At 50.4% G+C, this 13400-nt stretch carries 10 protein-coding genes; 5 read left to right on the top strand and 5 right to left on the bottom strand.

Annotated features, from left to right (window positions below; translation table 11 throughout):
* Window positions 1-30 precede the first annotated feature (30 nt).
* From C2I18_RS15800 to C2I18_RS15785, 4 genes are all read right to left on the bottom strand, one after another.
* Window positions 31-3396, bottom strand: coding sequence for a HEAT repeat domain-containing protein (locus C2I18_RS15800; RefSeq protein WP_249896735.1), 3366 nt, complete (start codon window positions 3394-3396; stop codon window positions 31-33).
* Window positions 3397-3436: 40 nt separating this feature from the next.
* Window positions 3437-4204, bottom strand: a complete 768-nt coding sequence (gene yaaA / locus C2I18_RS15795; protein WP_249896734.1) for a peroxide stress protein YaaA — start codon at window positions 4202-4204, stop codon at window positions 3437-3439.
* Window positions 4205-4384: 180 nt separating this feature from the next.
* A complete protein-coding gene (gene gnpA / locus C2I18_RS15790) occupies window positions 4385-6544 on the bottom strand; it encodes a 1,3-beta-galactosyl-N-acetylhexosamine phosphorylase (protein ID WP_249896733.1) in 2160 nt (719 codons plus the stop codon).
* A gap of 12 nt (window positions 6545-6556) precedes the next feature.
* Window positions 6557-7576: a glycoside hydrolase family 88/105 protein gene (locus C2I18_RS15785; RefSeq protein WP_249896732.1), complete on the bottom strand. Its 1020-nt coding sequence runs from the start codon at window positions 7574-7576 to the stop codon at window positions 6557-6559.
* Between the two features lie 180 nt (window positions 7577-7756).
* Here C2I18_RS15785 and C2I18_RS15780 point away from each other — a divergent pair, with 180 nt between their 5' ends.
* The 5 genes from C2I18_RS15780 (at window position 7757) to C2I18_RS29825 (ending at window position 9912) form a co-directional block, all read left to right on the top strand.
* On the top strand, window positions 7757-8698 hold the full coding sequence (locus C2I18_RS15780) for a helix-turn-helix domain-containing protein (RefSeq protein ID WP_249896731.1): 942 nt from the start codon (window positions 7757-7759) through the stop codon (window positions 8696-8698).
* Between the two features lie 35 nt (window positions 8699-8733).
* Window positions 8734-8913 (top strand): hypothetical protein, encoded by a 180-nt coding sequence (locus C2I18_RS15775; RefSeq protein ID WP_249896730.1) that lies wholly within the window; start codon window positions 8734-8736, stop codon window positions 8911-8913.
* A 304-nt stretch (window positions 8914-9217) separates the two neighbouring features.
* Window positions 9218-9361 carry a hypothetical protein gene (locus C2I18_RS15770; RefSeq protein ID WP_249896729.1) on the top strand — a complete coding sequence of 48 codons (144 nt, stop codon included), beginning with the start codon at window positions 9218-9220 and terminating at the stop codon, window positions 9359-9361.
* A gap of 47 nt (window positions 9362-9408) precedes the next feature.
* Window positions 9409-9663 (top strand): IS3 family transposase, encoded by a 255-nt coding sequence (locus tag C2I18_RS29830; RefSeq protein ID WP_481857808.1) that lies wholly within the window; start codon window positions 9409-9411, stop codon window positions 9661-9663.
* 165 nt (window positions 9664-9828) lie between these two features.
* Window positions 9829-9912 carry a putative holin-like toxin gene (locus C2I18_RS29825; protein WP_367272796.1) on the top strand — a complete coding sequence of 28 codons (84 nt, stop codon included), beginning with the start codon at window positions 9829-9831 and terminating at the stop codon, window positions 9910-9912.
* Window positions 9913-10158: 246 nt separating this feature from the next.
* On the opposite strand, the gene C2I18_RS15765 is transcribed toward C2I18_RS29825, so the two are convergent.
* Window positions 10159-13398: an AAA family ATPase gene (locus C2I18_RS15765; RefSeq protein WP_249896728.1), complete on the bottom strand. Its 3240-nt coding sequence runs from the start codon at window positions 13396-13398 to the stop codon at window positions 10159-10161.
* Window positions 13399-13400 lie beyond the last annotated feature (2 nt).

Genomic DNA, 13400 nt, shown 5'->3' with positions numbered 1-13400 from the left:
CACCTGCCTAAGGTCTGCATACTATTTCAGTTACTCTACCGCCGTCCAAATATCTAAGGCAGCAGACCGGATTTCAACGTTTGCATGAGTTCTGTACAGCTTCAAAAGCCGGGTGCTGTCCCCGTTCCATAACAGAGCACTTCCTGCCACCTCAAGCAGTGATAGCCCAAGGTATTGGAATTGGTTACCGCCTTGAGACCCTAGTCGTTCTACAATTCTCAGAATTGCATCCGGACTCCAATACCCTTCACTGTCTCTGAGATTATGCGCAATCTGCTGATAAGCATACTCTAGCAGCCGCGGCTGACTGGAGGTGCATTGGACGACTTGATCCAGGTAAGCCCTGGCCCCCTCCAAATCGTTCCAATCTATGGCTGCGATATACAGATCTATTACAGTCTTCACCAATGTCTCATCCGCCTGCAGGCAGCCGGTTATCCCCATATATAGAGACACAAGGTTCACACGCGTTGGCTTAGGCAAAAAGGTGAGCTGGCCGGCAAATCTGAGCAGACGCTGGCGGTGCGGCAGGTCTCTCCGGGTCCCGGCATTCCAGTCATCGGCTATTTCCGCACTCACCAAATCTCTAAATACACCAATAACCGTCTCGTTGACCTTGCCGTCACGGCAGGTTTCGGTCAGTGTATTTACTGCGCTATTCCATCTGGAGCTGTCTTCCAAATTCACAATAATCTCCGCAGCGGCAGAAGCAATGGTCTCTTCATTGCCGTTGATCCAGCGGGTCATACTGCTTATAGCCAGTCTGCCCACAGCAGGATCGGAATGGCCGGAGACGGCAATAATCAAGTCCAGATAACGGGATCTATATGCCTCCGGAAGCGCAGCAGACTGCTGCATTAAAATACTTTGCGCAATATCACTTTGCGGCGAGGCAGCCATAGCGCTGAGAATTCCCCAGCTGCGCTCATCGTCCAAAAGCTGCCTGGCTGCATGCCCAACCGCAATAATGACGTCTTTATGCGCATTAGGTTTGCTGAATTCATTCAGCAGCAGCGGAACGCTCTCATTGCTTTTATAAGCTCCCTGCAGCCGGATGGCTTCTTTGCGGACCGTAATTTTCAGCTTCTCGCGGTGCAGCAGCTCTTGCAGCATAGCCGTCAATGTCTCCGGATTGACTCTGCGTATGCATCTCGGTATGGAATACATCGCAACACGCGCTCTGTCCCCGTCCAGGTAATCCAGCAGAACAGGCAGTGCTTTATCCGGCTCTTCTAATAACGACAGCGCATAAAGTGCAGCCTCAACTACTGGAATTTCAGCATCTCCCAAATACTTCAGCAGCAGGTCCGGACTCAGTTCAGGTATTCTTCCCATGGTCTTGATCGCTGTGATCCGTTCATACAAATTGCGCTTGGAATCCGAGGCTACCCGGTCCAGCAGTGATCTGAAAGACTCCTGCTGGCCCGGCAGCCACCGGTGAAATCCGTCCGCAGCCGGCACAAGGTAAATCGTCTTGCCCGACAGAAATTTGCCTTTAACAGCCGCCCCGGAAATGAAAGGATTCAGCCATTCCTGGCGCTTTCGGTGTACATGCTCAAATACCTTATCTATAGTAATAAAAGATTTATCCAGACCCAATAATTCCTTAACTCTCTCATCCCGCGTCTGATGCGGAGTCACCCATAATCTTGCCGCCCGTATGGCGGTAGATTCTGATTTGGCCTTGACCGCTTCCCTCAGGAGCTGCTGGAGCTTCCCGATATGATCGCCTTTTTTGCCAAAAAAACCCGCCAGACTCAGCACCAGGCTGTAATCCTCTCTTCGCTTCGCGTCCGCAGCCAGCGTATACAGCTTTTCGAACAAATGCTCTTCAACTCCGGAAGGAAGGTTCCCCTCCAGCGAAGGCAGCGCAAGATGCCCTGACTGCTTGGCCAGCTTGGCAATGGTATCTAACGCAAACTTAAAGACTTCACTTCCGGGATTCGCCGCATGATACCGAAGGATAACAAACGCCAGGTCTTGCGCTGCATTCCGGGTTGCATAGGAGGTGTCTCTCGCTTCAATTACACTGTCAACTAGCACAGTAAGCGCCGGCACATCTTCATCTGTATACATGGAAGCCGGGCTGTGGGACAGCTCTCTCATGACGGCAGCCCGTACAGGATCCTGATCGTTTTTGATCCGGCCGGCGAATAGGAGCGTCTCCTTCATTCCGCGTCTGGAAAGCGCGGTACTCTTGATCAATTGCACATAGGCCATGGCGCGGTCATCTGCATTAGAAACGGCTGCCGCCTGTTCAAGCAGCTCCCTCGACTTATCGATGGAAAGACCGGCGGTAACTCTAAGCTTTTTATCCCTGTACTCATAAATTTTGCGGAGGTTAAGCATCCGTGCGGCCTCCCTGTCACGCAAGGCATGCGGCAGCTGGTACAGCAGTACCTCCGGAAAAACACGCTCTTCGCGTGAACTTTCCTCATATACGGACTCAAAGATCTCTGCACGTCTGGAAGGGGCTATATTCTCAAGGATTCTTGCTACATGTACCGGGGAATCGGCAAGCAGCTTCGTCATTCCAATCCATTGTTCCATCGTAAAATATTTATTTCTCCGCAAAATTGCATCCGGTACGCCAAACCTCAGCAGATCGTTCCGCGATTCGCTGCGGATCAGCAGGCTGTAGACTGCGTCAGGTTGAAGACGGACTAAGATGCCCAGATGTTTTTTTAGTGCAGGCGGCAGGCCTTCCAGAGGCCCATGGTTTACGGCACAATCAAGAACCAGCTCCGGCTTGTGATGGCACAGCATTTCCATAGCGGAAGAGAACCTCCACCACACCCTTCCCTTGTCCCGGGGCGGCGCACTTTCCAGCGCTGATCCGAAATAATCCGCAACGGCATCCAGATGCCGGCTGGCTAATTTGCCCCAATTGCCTACCGCATAGCCGATATCCTGAAGCCATATCCGGACTGTTTCTGTAGAGCATGCAGTAAGCAGAATGGCTGCTTCCTCCGCCCCCCATGAAGCATATACCACAGGCAATATTCGCTCCGCTAACCCTTGACGGTTAATAAAAGACACTGTACGCAGCAATTTGCGGCGGCAATCCTGTGACAGCTTCGGAAGCTCACGTTCAATATCCTCATCCGCAGCCACTTTGGCCGCAAGACCGGCAGCCTGATTTTTGATAGAAGCCTTAGGGTGCTGTAACGCGGATAGAATAACCTGTGCATCCTGCGTGGCAGCAGCCCCGATTAAGGCAAGCTGTGCTTCATACACGCCGCCCGCAAGCAGTGAGTAGAGCAGCCGGGAGTATTCAGGCGATCCCTTGTGATCACGGCCCAACACGGCTATCGTATGGGCTCTGCCCGAATATCCTTTGGCATCCAATTCTTTGAGCAGAGTCTCTTTATTCATCAGATCTTTTCCGAAAATCATAAGTTCTCCTCCTTCAGCTCTTCAGGCTCTACTAATCACTCTACTTACTGGTTCCGCGCTCCTGTATCTTCTGTATAAACACATAATTACCCTCATCTGACAGCTCTTCATTATACTCAAAATCAAAGCCGGTAAATCCCTTGATCTCTTCTACCTTTTCAATACCATGCTCAGCCATGTAGCGCACCATTTCCCCCCGGGCCATTTTGGCGAAGGTTGCTTTTTCGACTACTTTACCGCCGATCAGCTGGCCGAATACACAAGTCACCATGCGCGTATTTTCGCCCAGATAAGGAGAGATGCACTTGCTGTATTCCTTGGAAGCTAAATTCACAATACAATCGGTCTCCGCAAACAGCTGATCTGCCAGCCTTCTATTCCAGAATCCGTAGAGCGATTTAAAGTCCGGACCGGCCAGCTTGGCCTGCATTTCCAGCCTATAGGGTACAACTCCGTCGAACGGCCGCAGGATTCCGTAGAATCCGGATAAAATCCGCAGATGCTCCTGAAGATATTCCAGCTCCTCTGCCTGCAGCACTCCCGGCGCCATGTACTGGTACTGCAATCCTTCGTAGGCGAAAAGCGCGGGCGTCAAGTTGCGGGTTAAATCCATATTTTCGATTCGTTCAATATTCTGCACCGTAATGGCATCATTGCATTTCCAGATGGATTTCAGCTCATCGTAGTCCAGCTTTTTTAGCGCAGCCAGCAGGCTTTCTGTTTCATGCAGGAACTGCGGCAGCTGGCGGTCTGTAAAAATATCTGTGTCTGTCTTCATCTTTTTGGCAGGTGAAATAATGATTCTCATAGAACTCCCTTTTCTTATCCCGACGGGGAAAATATATGTCTCTTTATCCTAACATACTTCCCGCCCGGCCTGCAGTGCAGTAAAATATGTCCACAGAGCGGGGCATTGCGGGGTCCCAATACACAACATAAAAAAGCCCAAGCACCGGGCATAGCCGCAGGCTTGAGCTTTTTATTATTATCAGCCAATCGTAGTAATCACCGTATCAAATGGAGCAAGCTCCAGTGTCTGCAGGCCGTACTCTGTCTCCACCGAAGTCTTCTGCGGCTCGGAGCTGTTGTTGATAACAACCAGCATCTTGCTCTCCGGATAGTAAGCACACTCTGTATAGAGGTTATCCGTGATGTACTTGTTGTCATTCAGCTCGCCTCCCGCATAACGGATCAGGTTGAGCAGCAGTCTGGTATTCTCCAGGTTGAACTCGAAGGAAGGCAGGTAAATCCCTTTACCTTTGCCAAAAGCATTCACGGACAATGTGATTCTGCCGCCCGATTGCTGCACGACCTCAGCCGCTCCGTCGGTCAGATAGATGCCGCCCTTGGCTTCAATGCTTGCCCCTTCAGGCAGCAGTCCCAGCTCATCCTTGGCTTCAAAAGCCCACCGGCCATGCACCACTCTCGCACCGGTATCCTCATCCACCCCGAGTACATGGGCCATCCGGAAGAAGCTGTCGTAGCCTTCGATTGCGGAAGGCTGGTTCACCCCGATGAACGTACCGCCTTCATAGACCCATTTGGTCAGCAGGTCTACAACCTTGCTGTCATTCCAGTGCTTGCCGCCGCTCCAGGCGGAACCGGCTGTGCCGGCGTTGATTACAACGTCAACATCCTTCAGAGCCCCATTACGGATATCCTCAAAACCGATGAACTGTACTTCCACCGGCGAACCGGATAATGCTTCGTTAATATGGATCAGATCATGCATGAATGTCTCATGGAAATGGCCGGACAGTGTCCACGATCTCAGCTTGCCCCAGCTGTGCAGAACTGCAACCTTGGTCTTCACCTGATAAGGTTTGCCTTGATGGTGCAGCTCTTTGATTTCTCTGAATTCATCCGCGATTTTCTCGATGTAGTCGCAGAAATCAGGATAATCTTCTACCAGATGCAGGTATCCGCCCAGACCGATCCGGTCAATCGGCTCGCGCAGGAGGGCGCGGCGGATATTGATCCAGTATTTTTTGGCATCGAGCGTAGGATCTCCGCCTTCCATGAAGGTAGGCGCACCGCCGAGTCCAACCGGGAACAGATACGGATGCAGGCGGATTTCATGCGTATCCACTTTTATACCGGAACACATCCGCGCTTCGTAACCCGAGAATACACATTTAATCATCCCGTCGAAGCCGAACTCTTCGAACCGGTCATTGTAAGGCTCCATGCCCACCCAGCTGTCATCATAGAAGACATACGCCAGCTTGCCGTGGTTATGCACAATATCAATCAGCTGTTTGCCAAACCCGATGACAAAATCATTGATAAACTCCATCCAGTCGAGCTTACGCTGCTCAGCCGGAATGTGGCTTACCCGGTATTTGCCGCCTTTTACAAAATCCTCAGCTGTCAGTGAATAGCCGTATTTCGCCGCGAACAGATCGAGGCCTCTCGCACTCACCGTGAAATCATAGGAACCCCAGTCCGAGAACAGGTGGCGGTTGCGCTCACTGCTGCCCCAGATCCAGGCAAAATTATAGAACAGGGACGTAAAGCGGACTACGGTCGTTTCTTTGTGCTCCGTACACCAGTCTTCCATCCATTTCAGCATGTACTCCTGGGTCTCTGGATACATCGGATCAATCTGCATCAGATGGTCTTTGGTCCAGTTATTCGTGGTATGGTTGTACATCGAGATCTCTTCCCAGATCCGGTAAGCCATGAAGCTGACAGTGTACTTATGCCAAGGCACAATTCCGGTCAAGACCACATTTCCCGATTCGCGGTCATAGTTCCACTGCTCTCTCGGCACTTCCTCGCCAGTCGTGCGGTCAACCACCTGCCAGTATTTGAACGCCTCTTTGGAATCATTGACTTTGAACTGTTCAGCGAAAAAATCCTCCATCAGATACACGGACAAATAGTCCTGCACAGCGACCTTCGGGTTAGTAATCAGGAAGCACTGCTGCAGCTTATCCTGGTTCTGTGAAGCCCACTCATTATGATCTCTGATGATACAGATCGTAGAATAGATTCCGTACCCGGCGCTAATAATCTCGTCCGACAGCTTGGTGCCGTCACTGTCGCGGATGACATCCGCGCCCCAGCGTTCAGCCAGCTCCAGTGTCAGCTTCTCATATCCGGATTCGCCCGGAAGGGTAAAGGACCCCTTGGTTTGTTTGGACAATGTAGTTCCCTCCTAATTAAGCATGTCAGACAGGAAGGCGAGTGCCAGCCCTTGTCCCCAGCCCTGAATCCAGTCTTTTGGAATGTTGCGGTAGCCGTCACGGTCCTTCATTACAGCCGTGCCCCCGGATACATTGAGTACACGTCCGTCTTCGCTGATATTATCCAGAATGCCTTTCAGCGCTTTTTGGGCATATTTGGTGTGCAGCGGATTGCCGTTATTGACCATGGCTGCGGCAATACCTGCGGATGCGGATACTTCCTCATAAGATTCCTCATCATCCAGCACCGTCCGCCAGAGGCCGTTCTCCGTCTGCACCAGCTTCAGTGCCGCCAGCTGGTCACGCAGCGAGCATTCCACATCCATACACTGCGGATACAGGTACCAGTCATGCAGCAGCGGTTTGACCTGCGACATGGTGTACGCGCCCCAGGCATTGGCTCTGCCCCAGTAGAATCCGGACATGTGATCCTGCTTCACATTGTTGTAGCCGTGGTACCAGAATCCGGTACTCGGGTTCTGCAAATATTTGATATGCCAGTAATAGTTATTAAGGGCATCATTGATCAGATTCTGGTCTTTCAGTTTGCTGCCTACGCGCAGCAGGAAAAAGGCTGCCATGAACAGCGTATCCGCCCATGCCTGCTCCGGAAAATCATTGTTAGCAGATACCGTATGCTGCAGCACATTGTCTCCGAAGCGGAGCGCGCTATTTTGCAGATAATCCACCTTGCTCATGACAATATCCCAATACTTCTGGTTGCCTGTCTCTTCATAGAGCGTAATCAGCATGTGCCCCATCGCACAGGTATTCACCGTCCAGGTCGGCAGGCCCAGCTCAATATATTCATCTGCCCAGCGGATTAGCGTATCGAGATACTCCTTGTTGCCTGTAACCTTGTAAGCTCTCGATACCCCGTAATAAGCCACGCCGCACGGCCAGTCCCATGTTAAATCCATTGCCAAGGTTTTTCTGGTGACGCTGTCGATCACTTTCAGAATCTGTTCCTTGTCATAATCCAGTTGAAGCATCTAAAATTCCCCTCTCCTGTGTGCACACGCCCCTCAAAGGCGATTGAGAGCCGTCTGTTTTATTGTAAACGCTTTATAGTTTCTATTGTAAGCAGTATAATAGTCTATATCTAAGCAAATTCGCAGCTAAACAGCGCAATTTCGATCATATATCCAGGTTTGGAAGGAGAGCAGCGGAAGATGCCCAGAAAAAAGAAGCCCGTCATCGAGTACCGCCACTACAGTCTCCCGATTCATTTCCCTGTCCTGCTGTTAAGCGGGGAACGCTGGAAGATTTCCGATATCAAATCGGAGCATCTGCATTTTCACAACCATCTGGAGATCGGCATCTGTCATTCGGACAGCGGCAGCATGGAGATTAAGGGAGAGACCATCCGTTTCCAGGCCGGCGATGTGACCTTTCTGCCCAGGTACCTCCCCCACACTACGTACAGTTCGCCGGATGAGGCGAGTCTGTGGTCTTATCTCTTTTTTTCGCCGGAGGAGCTGTTCCAGCATTCCTTCAAAAGCGCCTACAGCAGCTTCGAACCGAACCTGTGGAGAGTGCAGGGCAAAAACTGTGTGCTGAACAAAGAGCAGTTCCCCAAGGTCTATTCTCTGGCCACCTCAGTCGTAGAGGAGCTTAAGCAGCAAAAGCCTTACTATCAGGAAAGCGCTTACGGATTGTTGCTGTCTCTATACATAGAGCTGCTTAGAATCCATTCTACGAATGAAACGCTGACCGAGCAAGAGGCTGATCAGAGCCTGAGGGGCGATTTCGTCATTTCCCCGGCGCTCGAATATATCACCAAGAACTATATGACTCCGATTACCATCGACTTTCTGGCCGAGCTGTGCCATCTGAGCACCACCCATTTCCGCAGAAAATTCCATGAAATTATGGGCACCGCCCCCCTCGATTTCCTGAGCAGCACCCGGATCGAAGAAGCCTGCAAGCAGCTGAAAAGCACCGATGATTCGATTCTGTCCATCTCGGAGCGGGTCGGTTTTCATTCCATCTCCAGCTTCAACCGCTGCTTCTCCAAGCTGATGGGCTCCTCACCCAAAGAATGGCGCAAAGGGGCGCAGTCCGAAGCACTGTCGGCGAAGGCGTCGATTTTGGAGTTTACGGGCTGGGTGTAATGAGGAATAATGAGTATAAAGAGGAGGCTGTTGATATGAGTAAAAGAAAGCAGAAGTCCGGCGGCGCAGACCTTACCGGGGAGGAACGCCAACTGGCACAGCAGCAGCGGGAGCTTGAACAAGAATTGGATCTGAAAAACAAGCAGATTGCTGCTGCCGAGGAAGAGCTTGCTATCCTAAGAAAAGCAGCGGAGTTTTTCGGCAAGCAAAAGTAACCTGTAATGAACCCGTTAGGCTTGTTGGAAAGGCTGCTTCAGCAGGAGCGCCACAACCATGTAGTGGGATTTCCTCCAGCTAATCCTGTCATTTCTCTTTCATTATGTAATTTAGATGGAAATCCTCCAGCTATTTTGACGGATACCTGCCTTTGGAGACGTATCCAGCGTATTTAAGTGGAGTTTTTCCCACTAGCATCGTAATACCGACGTTTTCCGGAGAAATAGATGGAGAAATTCCACTTAGCTTAATCTGTACACGCTCTCTAGACACTTTTCCATACAAATATAGGAGGTTCATCATATGACCGGTCAGACGCAACGCGATGTTAAAAAGTCTGAGAACGCAAAGCTTATTCGCGAACTGGAAAAGCAGGTGCGTGATAAAGAAGAGGAGCTTGCCATCCTAAAAAAAGCAGTGCACATCTTCAGCAACCCAAAGGACTGAGATTTCAGTTCATTGAAGATCATAGCTCTAAGTTTTCAGTGGAGAAGATGTGCAGCATTATGGGAGTATCACGGAGCGGATTTTATAAATGGAGGAGTACAGAGACAAGCCCACAAGCAAAGCGTAAAGCGTTACTGCTTCAGCGGATCACATATCTTTTCGAGGCCAATCAAGGCCGCTACGGCAGCCCCAGAATCACCTCTCTCTTACGGGATGAGGGCTATGTCATTAGCGAACGGACAGTAGGGAAATTTATGAGGGAGCTTGGTTTGCAAGCGTCCAGAGATAAGCGTTTGGAATAATATAGTGCAGCCTTTTTATAACCGGGACTAACACAATCCTCCAAATAAAGCGCCGCCATACTATATTCGCAGAAGCAATAGAAGGCTTACAAGGGCGGTCGGCTAATCTCCCGGAAAGCGGATGTTTACGAAGCGGCTTTCTACGAAAGCCTTTAGGTGAGGCCAATGGAGGTCTATCAAGCGTTGACGCTTATGATCTCATTTGCGACTCTGGTTGTGTTGATTCTATCTTTCCACAAAAAGAAATAGACCGCCCTAGGTCAAGGTGACGGTCTATTTCTCTGCTGTTACCCAATTTCAAGCCGCCGCCCTTAAAAGCGGCTATTGCAAACGGAGAGTCGTGTTAGCCGCACGGCTCTCTTTGCAGTGTACGCTGTTTCCGAGTCGAGCATACCACAAACTGTTAAAACAAAAACAGATATTAACTAATTAATATACTAATTGGTCAGTAACAAATGGGAAGCTTTTAATTCACCAGAGGTTCACTGAATATCATCACTCCTTACGAACCAACCCTACAACTTTACTAAGCGGTATAGTCGGATCATGATATACGATAAATGATTTGGAAAAACGGTTCAGGTAGCTGTTCTCATGCGATTTTGGCGTAAGGATGATTAACTTGCGCTGCAGCTCCCGTCCATATAATTCGAATACTTTCAGCTTACGCTGCTCATCCAGAGCACTGTCGAACTCATCCAGCACAATAAAGCCCGGTGAAGTCTGTAAATTCTGCAGCAGGGCGAGTGCAAACAATAAAGAGCTTAATGACTCCTCGCCTCCGGATACGCCTTTGCCTACTCTTCCCCCACGCGCTTTGACACTGACATCCTCCATCGTTCCACGGTGCCCTTCTTTACGGGCTTTGATAAAGAGACTGAAATGGGTGCGTCCCCGGCGGTCTTCATGATGCTCCCAGTCAATTTCACCTTCAAACTGGAAGTGGCTCATATAGCTTTTGAAGCGCTGCAGGATTTCAAGCACCCGCATATTAATGGTTGTCTCCAATTGATCCTTCAGTTGTCCTGTACGCTCCAGGTCCTGTTCGAACAAAATTTCCGTCCGCTTGTACTCATCCTGAAGGCGCTGGAACTCCTCTTCAATCACCCTGTAGTTCTCCGGTGCCGCCGGATCAATACCTGATTCGCTCCGTGCATTATTATATTGGCTTTTTCCCTTATCGAGCTCTGTATGCAGCTTGGATAAAGACATACGCCCGCCGGACCCGCCGGAAGATCCATCACTCGCCGCCTGAGTTTCAGCCCATGATGTTGTCACTTCATTATATATAGCCGGAGCTGTCTGCTTAAAATGTTCAATCTCTCTAATTGTTCCAACCAGCTCCCCTTGAGCCGTTTCAAAAGAGTCTTTAGCGTGATCCCGCTGATTCGTAGTCTGAATGATTTGGCGTGCTTCATGCTCCTGCTTATCTTTAAGCTCCTGCACATTGCGCTTCAGCTGGCGGACCGTCTTTTCAAGCTTCTCCAGCTGTTCTTCGCAAGCTTCTTGCTGCTGCAGGAGTTCTTCCTGCTGAATTTCCTGCCCGCGCAGTTCACGCTTCGCAGCCCCCAGTATCTCGAACTTTTCCTTCTGCTGTCCAAGTCTATGGTAGAATTCAGCCTCTGCCTGAAGGACAAGCTGCCGGTTCTCCAGTTCTACCTGACTCTTAATCAGACCACTTTCCGCTTCTCTAAGCTCAACAGCCCTCGCAAGCTGCTTGCTTAGCCCGCTCCGCTCTTCTTCAAGCTTCCTGGCACGCTCCGCCCGTTCATGCCCTCCAGTCCTGAAAGCCTCTGCTTCCCGGACCAGCTGAATCACACTGCTCAGATCCTGCAGGCGCTTTGTATTCTGCTGAATAGAATGATCCAGCTCTTCCAAGGTTGCGGTCAGACTGCCAATCACCTTCTGTACCTCTTCCTTGTGTAAAAGAACCGCATGCCTGCTCAGAATATAACGGCTCTGCTCCTGGCCCCCGCGAATCCCCGCCGTATCATGGAGTACCCCCTGATCAATTCTCAAATTGCCGGCTTGGAAAAACTGTTCTACCCACCATAGCGCCTTTATCGCATGAGGGATAGCTTCTTCCGGCAGATCCTCTTTCACCCGCAGCTGCAGGGCATGCAGCTCTGTTACAGAACGGTCGGGCACGACTTTACGCAGCGGCACATGGTAGAGGTCATTCGGCGGAATGGCCTGATGACCATCGAAGAAAACCGTATATTTAACCGTATTGAACTGCTCCTCCGTTTTCAGTTGTGCACCTGCTGTCAATTCCACAAGGTCGCGCAGCGGATAAGCCTGAATGCCTTTGTTATGAAAGAAGGCTAATGACTCCATCTGCCTCTTGGACCAGTCGCGGTTATCTTCAAGCCGCTTTAGCTCCTCTTTCCGCTCCTGAATACGCATTAAGCAGTCATGCCGCTGATCCCTGAACCGCTGAAGCTGTTGATCAAGCCGGTTCAGCTCCTCCTGTACATGATGGCTGCTTACGTATTGGCGCAAACGTTCCTGATGGATACTTTCCTGCTTCCGTTCTTGTTCAATTACGAATTCCAGCCTGGAGATCATGCCTCTGTGATGATCAGCGAGAACGCCGCACTGGTTATTTTCAGCATGCAGCCTGGCTATTTCGTCATTTACCTCATCTAATTGTGTTATTGCTTCTGCCAGCTGCTCTGTAACCTCGGCTTCAGAACGCGCAATACGTTCCCGGTCCTTACTGATCTGCTGCAGCTCTGTCTCCAGCTCTGTGATTTTCGCCTGTGTATGCGTCATTCCTGATTTCAAATCTTGTAACTGCTGTTCGTAATTCTCCAGTTCTTCCTTTCGCCACGTGACTGCCTGTTCCTGATTTGACAAATGCCCCGTAAGCCCTGTCTCCCGCTCCTTCCATTCGTTCAGCTGATCCTGCTGCTGCTCCAGTTCAAGCTCCAGCTGTCCAATTTGACCTGATAAGGTTTCCTGCTCCCGTCTATAATAGACTTCGAGCTGAAGAAGGGCATGGACATATTGTTTCCCGCCTTCTGTCAGACGCCTGTAGTTATCCTCGTACCGCTCCAGATCATTTCGTTTGATTTTGACCATCTGTTTTTTGTTCTCTACATTGATTTCGGCACTCTGCATCATTTCCTGCGTATCCTTCAGCTTCTCCATGCTCTCTTCCCAGTTCCGCTGTATTTGATCAATACCGTGCATCTCTGCAAAGATCCTGAACCGCTCCTCCGGATGCATTACCGCAAACTGATTCACCTCCTGCTGATACCAGATCAGGTAGAACAGGTCAGGATCAATTTTGTATTTGTACTGCAAATCCTTCTTATATGCAGTGAAGTTATACTGGCGGTCACCGGAAGTATACCGGGTTACAGTTTCCCAATGTTCAGGGTCGTCACCGGAAGCGACCGTATACTCTCTTTTGACCGGCTGTCCCGGCTCCTGAAGGATGTGCAGCGAGAATTCAATATAGTCAGGAGCATCGATCCGCAGCCGTCCCTCATTCTTGAAAAGAAAGCGGATCTGTGCAATCCAAGGTTCATCCGGTGCCAGATTGCGGGAGCGGAGCCCGTCGAGGTCAACCTTTGAAGAATACAGCACAGCGCCCATACAATAAGTGATGGTAGATTTCCCCGCACCATTGGGGCCTGTAATAAGCACATGTTCTTCGCGGCCGGACAGGTCCATATACGCCGGAGCATAGTCCCGGATGCCGTGAAACCACATTTTCCAGGGTATCATCG

It is taken from the genome of Paenibacillus sp. PK3_47, from assembly GCF_023520895.1.
In the GTDB taxonomy this organism is placed as follows: domain Bacteria; phylum Bacillota; class Bacilli; order Paenibacillales; family Paenibacillaceae; genus Paenibacillus_AQ.
This window is presented reverse-complemented; position numbering and strand designations above follow the sequence as displayed.